We start from the raw sequence: 17,733 nt of genomic DNA, 5'->3' as shown, positions 1-17,733 counted from the left end.
TCGTCTCGTCTGCCGTGTCGGGGTTGTGGGCGGCTTCCGGTTCGTCGTGGTTGCTCGCGCCCACGCGGCGGAGCCGCATATCGATACAGCCCCGCGCCCCTTCGGGGCGCTGCCCCTGACGTCTCTGATCAGCCCGATCGTATGCTCGGTGGATGACGACCTCCGCGAGCTCCGGAACCGGCCCCACCGAGAACTCCATGCGTCGCGCCCTCAAACGCGCCCGGGACGGCGTCGCCCTCGACGTCGACGAGGCGGCGGTGCTGCTTCAGGCGCGCGGCGAGGCCCTCGACGACCTCGCCGCGTCCGCCGCCCGGGTGCGGGACGCGGGCCTCGATGCGGCGGGCCGTCCCGGCGTCATCACGTACTCGAAGAGCGTCTTCATCCCCCTCACCCGGCTGTGCCGGGACAAGTGCCACTACTGCACGTTCGTGACCGTGCCGGGCAAGCTGCGCCGGGCCGGACACGGGATGTTCATGTCGCCGGACGAGGTCCTGGACATCGCCCGCAAGGGTGCGGCCCTCGGCTGCAAGGAAGCGCTCATCACCCTCGGCGACAAGCCCGAGGAGCGGTGGCCCGAGGCCCGCGAATGGCTCGACGCCCACGGCTACGACGACACCATCGCGTACGTCCGCGCCATCTCCGTCCGGATCCTGGAGGAGACGGGGCTGCTGCCCCATCTCAACCCGGGGGTCATGTCGTGGACCGACTTCCAGCGGCTGAAGCCGGTGGCGCCGAGCATGGGCATGATGCTGGAGACGACGGCGGTGAGGCTCTGGTCCGAGCCGGGCGGGCCGCACCACGGATCGCCCGACAAGGAGCCCGCCGTACGGCTGCGGGTGCTGGAGGACGCGGGACGGTCGTCGGTCCCCTTCACATCCGGGATCCTGATCGGGATCGGGGAGACCTACGAGGAGCGTGCCGAGTCGCTGTTCGCGCTGCGCCGCGTCGCCCGGTCGTACCACGGCATCCAGGAACTGATCATCCAGAACTTCCGCGCCAAGCCGGACACCGCGATGCGGGGCATGCCGGACGCGGAACTGGACGAGCTGGTCGCGACGGTGGCGGTGGCCCGGCACATCATGGGCCCGTCGGCCTGTCTCCAGGCCCCGCCGAACCTGGTCGACTCCGAGTACGAGCGGCTGATCGGCGCCGGCATCGACGACTGGGGCGGGGTGTCGCCCCTGACCATCGACCACGTCAACCCGGAACGCCCCTGGCCGCAGATCGAGGAGCTCACCGAGCGCTCGCGTGCCGCCGGCTTCGAGCTGCGTGAACGGCTGTGCGTCTACCCGGAGTTCGTGCAGCGCGGCGAGCCCTGGCTGGACCCGCGGCTGCGTCCGCACGTCGGTGCGCTGGCCGACCCGGAGACCGGGCTGGCGCGCGAGGACGCGGTCGTCGAGGGGCATCCCTGGCAGGAGCCGGAGGAGGTGTTCGTCCCCTCCGGCCGTACGGATCTGCACACGTCCATCGACACCGAGGGCCGTACGTCCGACCGCCGCGACGACTTCGACGAGGTGTACGGCGACTGGGGCGCCCTGCGCGAGGCGGCGGCGCCGGGCATGGTGCCGTCCCGGATCGACACGGACGTACGCGCTGCTCTGGCGACGGCGGCCGACGACCCGACGAAGCTGACCGACGAGGAGGCGCTCGCGCTGCTGCACGCGGACGGTCCGGCGCTGGACGCGCTGTGTTCGGTGGCCGACGACGTACGCAAGTCGGTGGTCGGTGACGACGTCACCTACATCGTCACCCGGAACATCAACTTCACCAACGTCTGCTACACGGGCTGCCGTTTCTGCGCCTTCGCCCAGCGTCGCACGGACGCCGACGCCTACACGCTCTCCCTGGACCAGGTGGCCGACCGCGCCCAACAGGCGTGGGACGTGGGGGCGGTGGAGGTGTGCATGCAGGGCGGCATCCACCCGGACCTCCCCGGCACGGCGTACTTCGACATCGCGAAGGCGGTGAAGGCGCGGGTGCCGGGGATGCACGTGCACGCCTTCTCGCCGATGGAGGTCGTCAACGGCGCCACCCGCACCGGCATGTCCATCCGCGAGTGGCTGACGGCGGCGAAGGAGGCGGGCCTCGACTCTGTTCCCGGCACGGCTGCGGAGATCCTCGACGACGAGGTCCGCTGGATCCTGACCAAGGGCAAGCTGCCGACGGCGACCTGGATCGAGGTGATCTCGACGGCGCACGAGGTCGGCATCCGGTCCTCGTCGACGATGATGTACGGCCATGTGGATCAGCCGAGGCACTGGCTGGGCCACCTCCGGACGCTCGCCGGAATCCAGGAACGCACCGGTGGCTTCACGGAGTTCGTCACGCTCCCCTTCATCCACACGAACGCGCCGGTGTACCTGGCGGGTATCGCCAGGCCGGGTCCGTCGATGCGGGACAACAAGGCGGTGACGGCGATGGCCCGTCTGCTGCTGCACCCGCACATCCCCAACATCCAGACGAGCTGGGTGAAGCTGGGGACGGAGGGTGCGGCGGAGATGCTCCGCTCCGGCGCGAACGACCTGGGCGGCACGCTGATGGAGGAGACGATCTCGCGGATGGCGGGCTCGTCGTACGGCTCGTACAAGTCGGTGAAGGACCTGATCGCGGTGGCGGAGGCGGCGGGCCGCCCGGCGAAGCCGCGCACGACGCTGTACGGAGAGGTGCCGGAGGAGCGGCAGCGGGCGGCTGAGGCGTCGGACGGGCATCTGCCCGAGCTGCTGCCGGTGCTGGAGTAAGAGGCAGGAGCCCCGCAGTACGATGATCCGACCCTGTCGGTGAGCTGAGGAGATGCGTGCCGTGCCTGCTCCCAAGGTCTGGGTGGCCGCACTGACGGTGGGAGCGATCGCCGCCGTCACCGTCCTGGCAGTACAGGCCGATAAGGGTCCGCGTCCCACGGCGACGACGGCGCGGCCCAGCGCGTCGGCGAGCGCGTCGCCGAAGCCCTCGGCCTCCGCACCGGCCGCGGTACCGGACGGTTCCGGCACCGGCCGGCGCATCGTCTACTCCCTCGGGCAGCGGCGGGTGTGGCTGGTCGACGAGAGCGACGCGGCGCGCCGCACCTTCGGGGTATGGCCGGGGACGGTCGCCCCCGACCCCGGCACCTACTCCGTCGTCTCCCGCCGCGACGCGACGACCGGCTCGGACGGGGTGGCGATCGAGAACATCGTGTACTTCGCCACCGAGTCCGGCCTCAACATCGCCTTCTCCAACGCCGTGGACGGCTCCTCACCCCCGCCGGCCTCCGGCACCCAGACCGGCGGCATCCGGATGCGCAAGGCCGACGGGTCGGCGGTGTGGACGTTCGGCTCACAGGGGACGACGGTCGTCGTCGTCAGCTAGTCCCTCCAGTCACTCGGGGTCGTCTCTTCCGTCATGCGTCACTCCGACCACTGGGCAGCTGTACGACGAGCAGCACGACCCCGCTGAACAGGAACGCCCGCGTCGCCGCGTCGAGTCCGTTCCAGTCCCCGGACTGCCACATCGCGAACCACTCGCCGCCGATGGCGATGAAGCCGGCGCCGAAGAGCAGCATGACCATGAGCAGACCGTAGGTGGAGAAGCGGCGGGCGCGGGGGTCGTCGCCGCGGAACCAGAGCCAGGTGCCGTAGACGAGCACGAGCGCGGCGACCGTCTCCCAGACGATGATCGCGACGTACGCCGTGTTCTGAAGTCCCTTGCTGGTGACGGCTCTCCACATCAGGTCGTCGTCCTTGAACGTCGTATCCATCGCCAGGACGTGCTGCACGAACTGCTGGTTCGTCCCGAAGTCCGTGATGTTCCCGAAGGCGACGAGCGCTATGTAGAGCGCGACGGTCGCGGTGAGGACGGTGGCGGCGAGGTGGAGAGCGCTTCGTGGGGATGTTTTAGGCATGGTCGTCATCTTCCCGGGGCGGGGCGGATTACTTCCAGCCGACTGGGCCAGAATGGGGGCGGTCGGGCCGGAACGAGGGGACGGGCGGACACATGGCGCAGGCGGAGCCGTCGCTGCAGGAGCTGATCCGGCAGCACACGCAGGCCGGATTCGTGGGGCGGGAGGACGAACGGGCCGCGTTCCTGGGGAACTTCGACATCCCGATCCAGGACGCCCGGCATCGCTTCCGCTTCCATGTGCACGGTCCCGCCGGCGTCGGAAAGACCTTCCTGGTACGGGAGTTGAGGCATCTCGCGCGCGAACGCGGGGCGCTGGCGGCGTACGTCGACGAGGGCGTCGGAAGCGTGCCCGAGGCGCTCGATGTGATGTGCCGTCAGTTCGCGGACCAGGGACGGAGGTTGAAAGGGCTGGAGCGGCGGCTGGCCGCGTATCGCGACCGGCGGCGCGAGGCGGAGGCGGCCGCCCTCGCCGCACTCGCACCGGAACCGGAGACGCCTTCGGTCGGCAGCAGGGCCGCGGTGGAGGTGGGCCTCGGCGTCCTGGAGGCCACCCTGCCGGCCGCCGGTGCCCTTACGCGGGCCATCCCCGCGGAACAGCTCGCTCAGGGCGCGGACCGGCTGCGGGCCGGTCTCAGCGCCCGCTTCCGCAATCAGGACGACGTGGACCTGGTGCTGACACCGGAGAGGGTGCTCACTCCACTCCTGCTGCGCGAACTGCGCGAACTGCGCGACGTTGCCTCCGCCGCCCGGTGGATCGTCCTGTTCTTCGACACATACGAGCGGACGGGGCCGTATCTGGAGCCCTGGCTGCACGAGATGCTCGCGAGTGAGGACGAGGACGGCCGACTGCCCGCCACCCTCGTCGTGGTCACCGCCGGGCAGCGCCCCCTGGACACCGTCCGCCGGAGCATCCCGTACACCGTGTCGGAGCTGCCGCTCGAGCCGTTCACCGAGGCCGAGGCACGGCAACTGCTCGCCGGGCAGGGCGTCGTGGCCGAGCCGGTCGTGGCGGAGGTGCTGCGGCTCACCCACGGGCTGCCGGTGCTCGTGTCGACTCTTGCACGGACCGGTCCCGGCGAGCCGGACGAGGTGCGCGACCGGAGCGCCGACGCGGTGGAACGCTTCCTGAAATCGGAACCGGAGGACCGGGCCCGGGTCGCCCGGAGGTGTGCACTACCCCGCTGGCTCGACGCGGACGTGTTCCGGGTCCTGGTTGATCGCCCGCACGACGAACTGACCGCGTTGTACGAGTGGTTGACGGGCCTGCCGTTCGTCGGTGAGCGCGGGCAGAGGAGGCAGTACCACGATGTCGTCCGGGCGCAGATGCTGCGGCTGGAGCGACGCGATTCCAAGCGCGACTGGGCGGGGCGGCACCGACGGCTGGCCGAGGCATTCGCCGAGTGGCGCACCGACGTCGAAGCCGGTCGGGACACCGAGGAGTTGTGGGCGGACGAGGAGTGGTGGGAGCTGCGCCTGGAGGAGGCGTACCACCTGCTCTGCGCCCGGCCGGCCGTGGCGCTCGCCGAGGCGCTGCGCTTCTTCGTGGTGGCCTGCCGCGAGGACGAGGTCGTCGGCCGCCGCTGGGCGCGGATGATCGAGGAGGCGGGCGAGTCGACGGAGCACCAGGTGCTGCGGGAGCTGGGCCGGGAGCTGGGCGAGGCGCTCACGGACGACGAGACCGGGGTGGCCACGGCGATGGATCTGCTTCTGGCCCGTCCCGGACTGGACCCGGACGGCCGGGCGCTGGCCCACGCCCTGTGCGGCAGGGAGCTGCGGCACACCAAGGAGTACCCGCGAGCCCTGGAGGAGTACGACCGGGCGCTCGAGCTCGATCCGGGACTGGCCCTGGCCCACTACGGCCGTGGCCTCACCCACCAGCTGATGGGCGACTTCCCGGCGGCGCTGACCGCACTAGACCGGGCGGTCGAACTGGCCCCCGACAGCGGGTGGACCTTCGCCGGGCGGGCGGAGACCCTTTGGCTGGTGGGCCGATTCGAGGAAGCCGTCGCCGACTTCGGCCGGGTCGTCGCCCTCGATCCGACGGACTCCGGAGCCCTGGCCTGGCGGGCCGTGTGCCTGGACAGTCTCGGGCAGTACGACGCGGCGCTCGCCGACTTCAACCGGTCGCTGCGCATCGACCCGGACGACCTGTGGACACTGGTGCGCAGGGCTCGCTTGCTCCACTCCAGAGGCGAGGCGGCCGACGCGTTCGCCGAATTCGACCGGTTGGCCGCGCTCGCGCCCGACCGGGCCTGGATCGCGTCGGAACGGGGTGACAACTACCGGCTCGAAGGCCGTTACGAGGACGCCGTCGTCGAGCTGGGCAGGGCGGTCACCCTGGAGCCCGAGTACGCGTCGGCCCTGGCGAGCCGTGGAGCGGCCCTCCACGAGCTGGGCCGGGACGAGGAGGCGCTGGCTGACCTCGACCGTGCGATCGAGCTGCTGCCCGACTACGACTGGGCCTTGCTGATGCGGTCCCGGGCGAAGCAACGACTGGGCGACCGGGCAGGCATGTTCGAGGATCTTGAGCGGGCCGTCGAGGCAGATCCGGACGCCGAGTGGATCGGCATCGAATTGGGCGTGGCGTACCAGCTCGCGGACCGGGACGAGGAGGCACTCGCCCTGTTCTGCGGCCTACTGCAACGCAGCCCGGACGACGGGGAGGCAGTGGCTCGTGTCGGCGGGGCCCACCGCCGACTGGGGGACTACAAGGAGGCTCTCCGGCACCTCGACCGTGCCCTTGCGCTGAGCCCGGACTACGGGTGGGCCCACGCCTCCCGTGCACGGGTCGGCCTGGCGACCGGGCGGATCGACCAGGCGCTGGCCGACATGGACCGGTGCGTGGCCCTGGGGACGGAGGTGGGCTGGGCGCGCCGCACGGCCGTCGAGCTGCTGATGTTGTGCGACCGCTGGGAGGAGGCGTCGACTCGGCTGGCCGACGCGGACCGGCCGGCCACGCCCGACGACCTGGACGATCTGCGCGTCGAGATGCGGCGGAACGCCGGTCAGTGGGCGGAGGCCCGGCGGATCGCCGAGCGGCTGCGCGAGACGGAGCCGATTCCCGGCACCTTCCAACTGGCGTTGACCGTCAGCCGGAGCGAGGGCCTGCAAGCCGCGGAACCACTGTGGCGGGAGTTGACGCGGTTGGTGCAGGAGGACGCCGAACTGGAATCGTGGGAGCGTGTGCAGGGCCGGTGCTTCATCGGCTGCGCCCTCGCCGACTGGTCCGACGCCGACCGCGGCGTGGCGGAGATCCTGGCCACGCACCCCGACTGGAACGACCTGGCGAACCTCGCCGGCATCCTCACCGAAATACTGCACAGCCCCGACTCGGACCAGGCCCGCCTCGCTCCCCGCCTGGCAACGGTCGCCGAGGCCCGCGACGCGATCCAGGCACGCCATGCGCATCGACCCGCCCAAAACTGACCACTCCCGACCACTCCGCTCACATCCCACATACCGATCCGCCCCCTGAACCGACCGTTCCCGGTCGATTACAGTGCTGAGCTGTCGTATGTCCGGGCGGTGCCGTGGGGAGGTCTTGGTGGGTGCGACGACCGGGGCCGTCTGGGGACGTGCCGAGCAGCAGGACTTTCGGAGCCGGGTGCGGGGGACGCTGCTCGGTGCGGCGCTGGGTGATGCGCTGGGTGCGCCCGTCGACGGGCTCTCGACCGAGGAGATCCGGGAGGCGTACGGCGCCGAAGGGCTCGTCGATCTCGCCCATGGGTACGGGAGACGCGGGGCCGTCACTCATCTCACCCAGCTCAGCCTCTTCTCCGTCGACGGGCTGATACGCGCCCAGGTGCGCCGGGACACCGGCGCCTGGCATCCGCCGACCGATCTGCATCGGGCCTATCTGAGATGGGCCGCGACGCAGCGGGACTGGGGACCGGACGAGCGGCGCAAGGACGACGGGTGGCTGGCCCGGGAGGAGTGGCTGTACGCCCGGCGGGATCCGGCGCGCTCCCTGATCGTCGGGTTCGGGGACGACGCCATGGGCACTCTGGACGCTCCCAAGAATCCCGGAGAGACCGGGCCCGAGGCCGCCGCCCGTTCCGGGCCCTTCGGGCTGCTCGTGGGCTGGGAGCCGCAGCTGGTCGTGCAGCTCGCCGTGGAGTGTGCCGCGCAGACGCACGGCCATCCCGCCGCCTATCTGTCCGCCGGCGCGTACGCCGTGATCGTGCACTCCCTGGCCCGCGGCGAGGGCCTCGACGGCGCCGTGCAGCGGGCCCTCGCGCTGCTCTCCGCCCGTCCCGGACACCAGCCCGTCTCCGACTCCCTCCAGCACGCCCTGGGCGCCGTACGACAGGGCATGCCCTCGCCCTCGCGGGTGGAGGAGCTGGCGGGGGACGGGACGGCGGACGGGTTGCTGGCCGCGTCCGTGTACTGCGCGCTGGTCGGGGAGGACGTCCGGCACGGGCTCTGTCTCGCCGTGAACCAGGCCGGGCCCTCGGGGGCGGCCGGCGCGCTCACCGGCGGCCTGCTGGGCGCCCTGCACGGCGAAACGGCCCTCCCCCCGGCCTGGCTGGCCGAGCTGGAGGGCCGTCCCACGATCCTGGAACTGGCCGACGACTTCGCCATGGAGATGACCCAGGGCCCTGCGCTGCATGGCCCGGCCGGCTCGGCCCCGGGCTGGATCACGCGGTACCCGAGGGCCTGACCCCGCGCGCCGAGGTCCCGGCCGGGCTCAGTCCTTCGCCGTCGTACGCACCACGTCGTCCCCCGCCCCCGTCGGAGCCGGTACGGCGGCCGCCGCGTCGTCCCCGTCGGTGTTGATCTTCTCGATGACGGCGAGCCGCTCCGGGGTGTCCTCCGGTTTCACGAAGCCGATGAGGATGTACAGGAACAGTGACACCGCCAGCGGGATCGACACCTGGTACTGGAGCGGGACGCCGCCGTCGACGTTCCAGTGGATCGGGTAGTTGACCAGCCAGAAGGCGAACAGGCCGGCGGCCCAGCTGGTGAGCGCTGCCGTCGGTCCCGAGCGGCGGAACGGGCGCAGCAGGCCCAGCATCATCGGGATCGCGATCGGACCCATGAGACCGGCGACCCACTTGATCACGACGGTGATGATGTCCTTGAAGGCGGGGGAGTTGACCTGTGTCGCCACCGCCATCGACAGACCGAGGAAGACGACGGTGGTGACGCGTGCCGCGACCAGACCGGACCGATCGTTCCAGGCCCGCGCCTGCTTCGACACCACCGGTGCCACGTCCCGGGTGAAGACGGCCGCGATCGCGTTGGCGTCGGAGGAGCACATGGCCATCGTGTGCGAGAAGAAGCCGACGATCACCAGGCCCAACAGGCCGTGCGGGAGGAGCTGTTCGGTCATCAGGCCGTACGAGTCGGACCCGTCCGCCTTCTGCGACTCGACCAGCAGCGGCGACATCCACATGGGGAAGAACAGCACCACCGGCCACACCAGCCACAGCACCGCCGACAGCCGCGCCGACCGCTCGGCCTCGCGCGGGGTGGCCGTGGCCATGTAGCGCTGGGCCTGGTTGAGCATGCCGCCGTTGTACTCGAAGAGCTTGATGAAGAGGAAGGCGAGCAGGAAGACGGTTCCGTACGGTCCGACCAGCGGCTTGTCGTGGCCCTGGAGCGCCGGCTCGTCCCAGGCGCCGAAGAACCCGATGCCCTTGTCGTTGAGTTCCAGGACCACCGCGACGAACATCGCGACACCGGCGAGGAGTTGGATGACGAACTGGCCGAGCTCGGTCAGCGCGTCCGCCCACAGGCCGCCGATGGTGCAGTAGACGGCGGTGATGCAACCGGTGATGAGGATGCCCTGGTTCAGGGACACACCCGTGAACACCGACAGCAGCGTGGCGATCGCGGCCCACTTGGCGCCGACGTCCACGATCTTCAGCAGCATCCCGGACCAGGCCAGCGCCTGCTGGGTCCTGAGGTCGTAGCGGTTCTTCAGGTACTCGAGCGGGGACGCCACATGCAACCGCGACCGCAGCCGGTTGATGCGCGGAGCGAACAGCTTCGACCCGATGGCGATACCGAGGGCGATGGGGAAGGACCACGTCACGAAGGACGTGACGCCGTAGGTGTAGGCGATGCCCGCGTAGCCGGTGAACATCACCGCGCTGTAGCCCGACATGTGGTGCGAGATGCCGGAGAGCCACCAGGGCATCTTCCCGCCGGCCGTGAAGAAGTCGCTGACGTTGTCCACGCGCTTGTGCGACCAGACGCCGATGGCGACCATCACACCGAAGTAGCCGATGAGTACGGCCCAGTCGAGACTGTTCATGAGCCCCCTTCCAGGGTCCGCCATGTGAACGGCCCGCTCATCGTGAGTGCGTTTACGCGGGCACGACAAGCAAGCGTCAGGTCAAGGGACAGTAAAAATGTTCTCCTTGGTGACCTGCGTTCATGGACATGAACCCTGGTAATCGGCTCAGCGCATCAGCTCCCCCGCGTTGACCAGCAAAGACTGCCCTGTGATCGCCCGCGCCCGGTCCGACGCCAGGAAAACCGCCGCGTCCGCCACGTCCCCGTCCGTGGCCAGCTCCGGCAGCGCCATCCGATCCGTCAGCCGTTGCAGTACGTCCGCCTCCGGCACCTTCTCGGTATGCGCGGCGAACTGGACGTACGCCTGCACCGGTGGCCCCCACATCCACCCCGGAAGCACGGTGTTCACCCGGATCCGGGCCGGCCCGAGCTCCCGGGCCAGCGAGTACATCGCGCTCGTCAGCGCCCCCTTGGAGGCCGCGTACGCCGCCTGCCGCACCTGCGAGGGCGCCGCCACCGCCGACTGCGTCCCGATGAACACCACCGAGCCCCCGCGCTCCTTCAGCGCGGGCAGACAGGCGCGCGTCATCCGCAGCGACCCCAGCAGATTCACGTCGATCACCGACTGCCAGGTGGTGAAGTCCGCGTCCTCGACACCGCCGAAGTAGCCGTCCCAGGCGGCCACATGGACCACCGCGTCGATCCCGCCGAACCGCTCCCGCGCGAGCTCCGCCAGCGACTCGCACTGCGCCTCGTCGGTGATGTCGGCCGTCCGGTACGCCGTGTGCGCCCCGTCCGGATCGATCTCCGCGGCGCTCTTGGCGAGGTTCGCCTCCGTCCGCGCCCCCAGCACGGCATTGCCCCCGTCCCGTACGACGGCCGCCGCGACCTGATGCCCGAGCCCGGCCCCGACTCCCGACACCACGACCGTCTTGCCCGCGAGCAGTGCCATCCCGATCCCTCCCGCCTCTTCCGCTCTTTCTGACGGAGCGTCAGAGTATGGGCGACCGCTTGAAAGGGGAACCGCATGAGCGACGACACCCGCAGCGACACGTACGCCGAGCTGGCCGCCGTAGGCCCGTACGGTGTCCATCCGGGCCACGCCCTGATCACCATGGTCGAACCGCACCCGGGCCACGAGTACGCCTACAACCGCTGGTACGAGGACGACCACTACTACGCCGGTGCGATGGCCATGCCCTGGATGTACGCGGGCCGCCGCTGGGTGGCCACCCGGGATCTCCAACTCCTCCGCTACCCCGAGAAGTCGGCGATCGCCCAGCCGGTCACCGCCGGCTGCTACATCTCGACGTACTGGATCACCGACGGCCGCTACGACGACCACATGAAGTGGACCGTCGGCATCAACAAGCGCCTCAACCGCGACGGCCGCGTCTATCAGGACCGTACGCACGTCTTCACGGCGTTCCAGGACCACGAGGCCACGGTGTACCGGGACGGTGCCGCCGGGCCCCGGGACTTCCACGCCCTCGACCACCCCTACGCCGGACTGGTCGTCGAGGTCATCGACGCCGAATCGCCCGAGCAGCGGGCCGAGTTGCTGGAGTGGCTGCGGTCACGGCACCTGCCGAAGCGGGTGGCGGGCTCGCCGTGCGCCATGGTCGTCGTCTTCCGGCCGACTCCGCTGCCCGGCGACCGCATGACGTATGTGAAGCAGGTCGAGGGCGTCGACACCCGGCTGACGTTGCTGTGGTTTCTCGAGGCGGATCCGCGGGACTGCTGGGAGGAGTACTTCGCCGGGCTGGACGCGGCGGTCGGGGAGGCCGGGCTGGGGAGGGTGGAGCTGGTGGCGCCGTTCGTTCCGACCGTGCCGGGGACGGACAAGTACGTGGACCGGCTGAGGTAGCGGGAGGGGCAAAAGCCGAGCCCCCTCGGCAAGGACGGCGGGCTAGTCGAGAGGGCTCTTCCTGTGGTGCTTATGGAGTTGTGAGAGACGGTGCCGCATCAGCCGAGGTCGAAAGTCCCCCGGCCGACCTGAGCCACGAAGACGTTCCACGAGTTCGCCGGGAAGGCGAGCGTGGGGCCCTCGGGGACCTTGGAGTCCCGGACGGCCATGGCCGCGAGAACCGGTGACTTGATTTCGACGCATGCGCCGTTTCCCGTGGAGTACGAGGACTTGGTCCACGTGTCCGTGGCGCCCTGACGAATTGCCATGTTCGCTCCGCATTGCCAGTTGATGAGTTGCTGAGATTGCGCCAATCGGTGTTGCTTGATGGCGTGATCGACGCTACTCGCCAACATCGGCTGATGAAGCGACCATTCACTCGACCGGGTGGCATATTCCAGTGTCGCTTCCATCCTGGCCGGGCGACGGTGTACTGTGCGCCCACTTCTGCCCAGGGCGGGCCCTAGCGGGCGTATTCCTTCGCGATGTCCGCGATGAACTGCCGGGACTGATCCACGTTCAGAGCCTGGGCGCGCAGGTGCTCGTACATCACCGCGTACTTCTGTACGTCGTTCGCCTTCTCCAGGTACAGATCGCTGGTGACGCCCTCGATGTAGACGACGCTGGAGTCCGACGCGTCCGGGAACTCCAGGATCGCGTACTGACCGTTCAGGCCCGGATGCGCCCCCATCTCGAAGGGGATCACCTGCACGGTGACGTGCGGCAGCTGCGACTGCTCGACCAGGTACTCCAACTGCTCGCGCATCAGCGAACGGTTGCCGACCAGCCGGCGCAGCGCGGCCTCGTCCAGGACCGACCACAGGCGCAGCGGGTTGTCCGGGGCGGTGATTCGTTCCTGCCGGCGCAGCCGCACCTGCACACGCTTGTCGACATCGCCGGCCGCCGTCTCGGGCAGCGCACCCGCGATGAGCGCCTCCGCGTACGGCCGGGTCTGAAGCAGTCCGGGGACGACCTGCGGGTCGTACGCCCGAAGGCTCGCCGCGTCCGTCTCCAGGCCGATGTAGACGCTGTACGGGATGTCGCCGAAGGAATGCCACCAGCCCTGCTGGCGGGAGTCCTTGGCCATTTGCATCAGCGAGTCGACGATCCGGTGGTCCTCCACCTCGTAGACCCCGCACAGATCACGGACGTCGCGCTGGCTGATGCTGCGCCGGCCGTTCTCCAGCCGGCTGATCTTCGACTGTGAGACCAGCAGCCGCTCGGCGACCTCTTCGGCTGTCATGCCCTTGAGCTCGCGGAGCCTGCGCAGCTCCTGGCCCAGCCGGCGTCGCCTGACGGTGGGATTGACATTGGACGCCACGGGACGTGCACCTCCGGCTGCGTGCCTTGCTTGCCACTTTGCGTATCTGCTGTTGAGCAGACTGCCACCAAGGTGCTTCGTACCGCTGGGAAACGGTGGATATACGGCGGGTGCGCGCCAGTTCGGACGCGGTGGCGCCGGGTGGCGCGGCACGAAGGCGCCGTTACGCACACGACCGCGCGGGGCGGTGAGACCGCGTCGTCGTCCAGGACGTGCGGCCTCATTGCCCCGCGCGGTCCAGCGGCTCCCGTACCGGTCCGGGGGATGCGGTGCGGCGCTGATGTGCGTGGTGCGGTGGTGCTGCGGTTCGGGTGGTGCTGCTCGTGTCGTGGGACTGCGGCTCAGTGGGCCACGACACGCGTCATGGAACCGCGGTGCGGTTGCATCGGAACGCCGCGGGCGGGTTCCGGTGCGGGCCTGCCACCGGGGGCGGCCTGGCGGCCGGCCGGTGCCGGGCTACGGCGTGGCTGTGCCGCCACACCGTTCTGGACGTCCATCACGGCGTGCGCCACGAGGCCGCCCATCGGGTCGTGCCTGATCAGGTCCCGTAGCCGGGAGCGGGACGAGCGTCCCTCATTGCCCGGATACAGGTGCTTGCCGAGGCCGACCGCGTGCGCCAGTGCGGCGAGCGCCGCGGTCCGCGGGTCCGGCGGTACGCCGGTGCGGATCGCGGAGTCCAGCCGGCTTCTGATCTCCCGGCTGATCTCGGTCTGACTCGCCTGATAGCGAGTCGTCGGAAGCACTCCGCACATCTGGCCCGCCACGGCATGCACCATGCCGCACCGCTCCAGATGCGAGAGGTAGGTCTGGCGCAGCCCAAGACGCGGCCCGCCAATCCAGTGCACTGCCCGTACCGGAGCGCCACGCCTTCGCAGCAACTCCAACGCGCAGTCCAAAGTCGGATCTCCAGTCGGCCGTGGGGACACCACGGCGATACGATCCCCGTCTGGGGCTATCCGTCCGGCCAGCGCCAGCTCTACTAGCTGTGCTCCGGCCAGACCAAGGTCGAGCGACTGCGGCTGTGCAGTGGTACCCGTGGTCGGGTCCAGTGCCAGCAGCAGAAGCTCCTCCGGAAGTGTTCTGCGGCTCCTGCCCATCCATGCCTCCCCGCGTGGATGAATGACAGGGTGACCCCTCTCACATTGGTCTGTCGAGAGTGCGTGACCGGAATGTAGTGGAACCGGCAGGTATGTCGTTCTCGTCTACCGCAGGGGTTAAGCCCCCACACAGGACACTGGTACATGGTTCGGACAGGGGTAGGGATGCGGTGTCCGGGCGACGATTCACGGTTCGGTACGCGTACGGAGGGTTCCGTGCGGCGCATGGAGGAGGCATCGGTGGCGGGCGAGTCCCCCGACAGGTCGAAGCAGCGCGAGTCGTCGGCAGAACCGACGTCGGGGAGCGCGAGTCCGGTTCCCGAAGCCAGGAGCGGGGCCGCGGATCCGCGGCTCGCGGTGGCACGGGAAGCGGGCACCGCGGCTTCGACGTCGTCGTCCGAGGCGCGTGGCGGCGTGGACACGGCGACAAAGATCTTCTCGGTACGGGACCTTCCGAAGGATGTGCGGGAGGTCGAGGGCGAGGTCGAGGCAGGGGCCGGGGCCGGGGGCGGGGGCGACGAGAGCGAGGGCGGCGGCGCCGAGGGTGTCGCCGGTCCGGAGGGCTCTTCGGTCGGTCCGGAGGGCTCTTCCGCCAGTCCGGGGGACTCTTCTGCCGGTTCGGAGGATCCTTCCGCCGGTGACGCGGCGAACGCTGCGGGCGACGCCGGGGACGATGCCGCTGCCGGTGACGGCGGGGGTGCCGTGGGCGACGGCGGGGATGCCGTGGGCTACGGCGCGGACGATGCCGGGGGTGTCGCGGATGCCGCGGATGACGCCGGGGATGCTGCGGGCGATGGCGCGGATGCCGCGAGTGGTGCCGGGGACGCCGCGGACGACGGTGGGAACGACGCGGGTGCCGTGGCGGATGCTGCGGGCGACGCCGAGGACGACGCTGGGAACGCCACGGGTGCCGTGTCGGATGCCGGAGATGCTGCGGGCGACGGCGCGAACGCCGGGGGTGATGACCGGCTGCGGGCGGCTGTGGCGGCTTGGGTGGCCGGGGCGGACGGGGAGCCGTCAGAGACGGATGCGGAGGCCGAGGTCGCTGACGTGGTGGCGTCCGAGGAGGGCGACGCCGGGGACGTGGTGGCGTCCGAGAGCGGCGAGGACGCCGACGGGGGCGTGGTGACGTCCGAGGGCGCAGATGAGGGCGTGGAGGGCGGCGACGAGGCCGCTGGTGAGGCCGAGGCGGCTGCGGGAGGCGACGCCGCTGCGGAGGCCGACGCCGAGCCGGAGACCGAGGGCGACGCCGAGACGGGCGCCGACGCCGAACCGGAGACTGAGGGTGACGCCGAGGTCGACGCCGAGCCGGAGGTCGAGGGTGACGCCGAGGCGGGCGCCGGCAGCGATGGTGAGGCTGCGTCTGAGGGCGTGGCCGATTCCGATGCCGAGCCGCAGGACGAGACCGGTACCGACACCGACGAGGCCGACGCCGAGCCGGAGGCCGGCAGCGATGGTGAGGCTGTGTCTGCGGGTGTGGCCGATTCCGATGCCGAGCCGCAGGACGAGACCGGTACCGACACCGACGAGGTCGACGCCGACGCGGACACGGACGCCGACAAGCACCCCGTGGACCAGCCCACCGGTGTCTTCAGGGCCGTGCGGCCCTCCGCGCCCGCCGTGGATCAGCCGACCACGATGCTGAAGCTGGGCGACGCGGCCAAGCCGACGGCGCCCGAGGCCGAAGTCGAGCGCACCAGCAAGTTCGTCGCGCTCAAGCCGCTCGACGAGCCGCGTCCGGACGCGGCGAAGCCGGCGACGCCGGACGCCACCCGTTCCGTGCCGCAGGTCGGACCGGAACGGACGACGCAGCAGCCGTTGCCGCCGAAGCCGCCGCTGGATCTGCTGGCGGAGCTGACGAACACGCCGCCGCCCCCGCAGACGCCGCTGCGCACGGCTGCGCGGCGGGTCAAGATCTGGACGCCGCTGGTTTTGCTGCTGGCGGTCGTCTTTGCGGTCGTACAGGCTGTGCGTCCGCTGCCGACGCCCGAGCTCGCGCTCACCGCCGAGGACTCGTACACGTTCGACGGCAGCAAGGTCGACCTGCCGTGGCCGGGTGAGGGTCAGGGCTGGATGGACGTCAACGGCATTGGGACGATGGGGAACTTCGGCGAGCAGAAGCCGGTCGCCATCGGGTCGGTCGCGAAGGCCATGACGGCGTACGTCGTCCTCAAGGACCACCCGCTCAAGCCCGGCCAGGAAGGGCCGGGCATCACGGTCGACGCCCTCGCCGAGAAGGAGGGCGGCTATGACAAGGACGACGAGTCGACGCTCAACACCGTCAAGGCGGGCGACAAGCTCAGCCTGAAGCAGGCGCTGTCGGCCATCATGATCCCGTCGGCGAACAACATCGCCCGGCTGCTGGCCCGTTGGGACGCGGGCTCCGAGAAGGCGTTCATCGAGAAGATGAACGACGCCGCCAAGGAACTCGGGATGAAGAACACGACGTACACCGACGCCTCCGGGCTGAAGGAGTCCACCGTCTCCACCGCCGAGGACCAGGTGAAGCTCGGCAACGAACTGGTCGAGATCCAGGCGCTCGTCGACATCACCAAGCTGCCCTACTGGGACGACCCGTCGGGCCAGCGGTGGAACAACTACAACAAGCTCGTTCCTTACGACGGCGCCATCGGCATCAAGACCGGCACCACCACCGCGGCCGGCGGCAACCTGCTCTACGCCGGCACCAAGGAGATCGACGGCGAGACCGTCACCGTCGTCGGCGCCATCCTCGGCCAGCACACGGCGCCGATCATCGACACGGTCAACGCGGTCAGCAAGACCGCGATGCTCGCCGCCCAGGAGGCGATCACGTCGGCCAAGATCCTGAAGAAGGGCGACGTCGTCGGGTACGTGGACGACCAGCTCGGCGGGAAGACGCCGATCGTCGTCACCAAGGACGTCAGCGCGGTCGGCTGGGCCGGGCTGAAGGTGAAGCTGTCCTTCGCCTCCGACGAGGTACCGCACTCCGCGACGGCCGGCACCAAGGTCGGCACGCTCACCGTCGGCGACGGTTCGGGCGGCGCGGTGGAGGTGCCGGTGGCGCTTCAGACGGACCTCGCCGAGCCGGGCTTCACGGACAAGTTGACGCGCCTCATCTGATCCCGGGCGCCACGTTCTCCACCGTGGCCCGCCGTACGGCCCCACCCGGGAGCCGCGCGGCGGGCCACGTGTTAGCGTCGCGAATCGGGGCAGGTCACCGCTCAGGGGACGCGGCCGGGAATGCCGCAGGGACGCGGCAGGCAACGGCCGGGGAACGGGACGCGTCCTGAAGAGAACAGAAGACAGGACACGGG

12 protein-coding genes are annotated in these 17,733 nt (G+C 70.3%); 6 read left to right on the top strand and 6 right to left on the bottom strand.

Translation table 11 applies throughout. The annotated features are described in order from the left end of the window. Positions 1–152: 152 nt before the first annotated feature. Positions 153–2,738: a bifunctional FO biosynthesis protein CofGH gene (locus KCH87_RS27010; protein WP_210588866.1), complete on the top strand. Its 2,586-nt coding sequence runs from the start codon at positions 153–155 to the stop codon at positions 2,736–2,738. Between the two features lie 52 nt (positions 2,739–2,790). Next, on the top strand, positions 2,791–3,342 hold the full coding sequence (locus KCH87_RS27005) for a hypothetical protein (protein WP_210588865.1): 552 nt from the start codon (positions 2,791–2,793) through the stop codon (positions 3,340–3,342). 31 nt (positions 3,343–3,373) lie between these two features. On the opposite strand, the gene KCH87_RS27000 is transcribed toward KCH87_RS27005, so the two are convergent. Then, positions 3,374–3,874: a DUF2165 domain-containing protein gene (locus tag KCH87_RS27000; protein WP_210588864.1), complete on the bottom strand. Its 501-nt coding sequence runs from the start codon at positions 3,872–3,874 to the stop codon at positions 3,374–3,376. 92 nt (positions 3,875–3,966) lie between these two features. Here KCH87_RS27000 and KCH87_RS26995 point away from each other — a divergent pair, with 92 nt between their 5' ends. After that, entirely contained in the window at positions 3,967–7,299 is a 3,333-nt protein-coding gene (locus KCH87_RS26995) for a tetratricopeptide repeat protein (protein WP_210588863.1), read from the top strand. 118 nt (positions 7,300–7,417) lie between these two features. Then, entirely contained in the window at positions 7,418–8,533 is a 1,116-nt protein-coding gene (locus tag KCH87_RS26990; RefSeq protein WP_210588862.1) for an ADP-ribosylglycohydrolase family protein, read from the top strand. 27 nt (positions 8,534–8,560) lie between these two features. Here KCH87_RS26990 and KCH87_RS26985 read toward each other — a convergent pair whose 3' ends face one another. After that, positions 8,561–10,132 carry a sodium:solute symporter family protein gene (locus KCH87_RS26985; RefSeq protein WP_210588861.1) on the bottom strand — a complete coding sequence of 524 codons (1,572 nt, stop codon included), beginning with the start codon at positions 10,130–10,132 and terminating at the stop codon, positions 8,561–8,563. 147 nt (positions 10,133–10,279) lie between these two features. Next, entirely contained in the window at positions 10,280–11,065 is a 786-nt protein-coding gene (locus KCH87_RS26980) for an SDR family oxidoreductase (protein WP_210588860.1), read from the bottom strand. A gap of 75 nt (positions 11,066–11,140) precedes the next feature. Here KCH87_RS26980 and KCH87_RS26975 point away from each other — a divergent pair, with 75 nt between their 5' ends. Next, positions 11,141–11,980 (top strand): hypothetical protein, encoded by an 840-nt coding sequence (locus KCH87_RS26975; RefSeq protein ID WP_210588859.1) that lies wholly within the window; start codon positions 11,141–11,143, stop codon positions 11,978–11,980. A gap of 98 nt (positions 11,981–12,078) precedes the next feature. Here the strand turns inward: KCH87_RS26975 and KCH87_RS26970 are convergent, their stop codons facing one another. The 3 genes from KCH87_RS26970 to KCH87_RS26960 form a co-directional block, all read right to left on the bottom strand. After that, positions 12,079–12,288, bottom strand: coding sequence for a DUF397 domain-containing protein (locus KCH87_RS26970; protein ID WP_210588858.1), 210 nt, complete (start codon positions 12,286–12,288; stop codon positions 12,079–12,081). A gap of 194 nt (positions 12,289–12,482) precedes the next feature. After that, complete coding sequence (locus KCH87_RS26965) at positions 12,483–13,340, bottom strand: helix-turn-helix transcriptional regulator (RefSeq protein WP_210588857.1); 858 nt, start codon at positions 13,338–13,340, stop codon at positions 12,483–12,485. A 341-nt stretch (positions 13,341–13,681) separates the two neighbouring features. Next, positions 13,682–14,437: a GPP34 family phosphoprotein gene (locus KCH87_RS26960; protein ID WP_210588856.1), complete on the bottom strand. Its 756-nt coding sequence runs from the start codon at positions 14,435–14,437 to the stop codon at positions 13,682–13,684. Between the two features lie 225 nt (positions 14,438–14,662). Here KCH87_RS26960 and KCH87_RS26955 point away from each other — a divergent pair, with 225 nt between their 5' ends. Next, positions 14,663–17,539 (top strand): D-alanyl-D-alanine carboxypeptidase, encoded by a 2,877-nt coding sequence (locus tag KCH87_RS26955; RefSeq protein WP_210589018.1) that lies wholly within the window; start codon positions 14,663–14,665, stop codon positions 17,537–17,539. Positions 17,540–17,733 lie beyond the last annotated feature (194 nt).

The organism is Streptomyces sp. GESEQ-35, from assembly GCF_017948485.1.
Lineage (GTDB): Bacteria > Actinomycetota > Actinomycetes > Streptomycetales > Streptomycetaceae > Streptomyces.
This window is presented reverse-complemented; position numbering and strand designations above follow the sequence as displayed.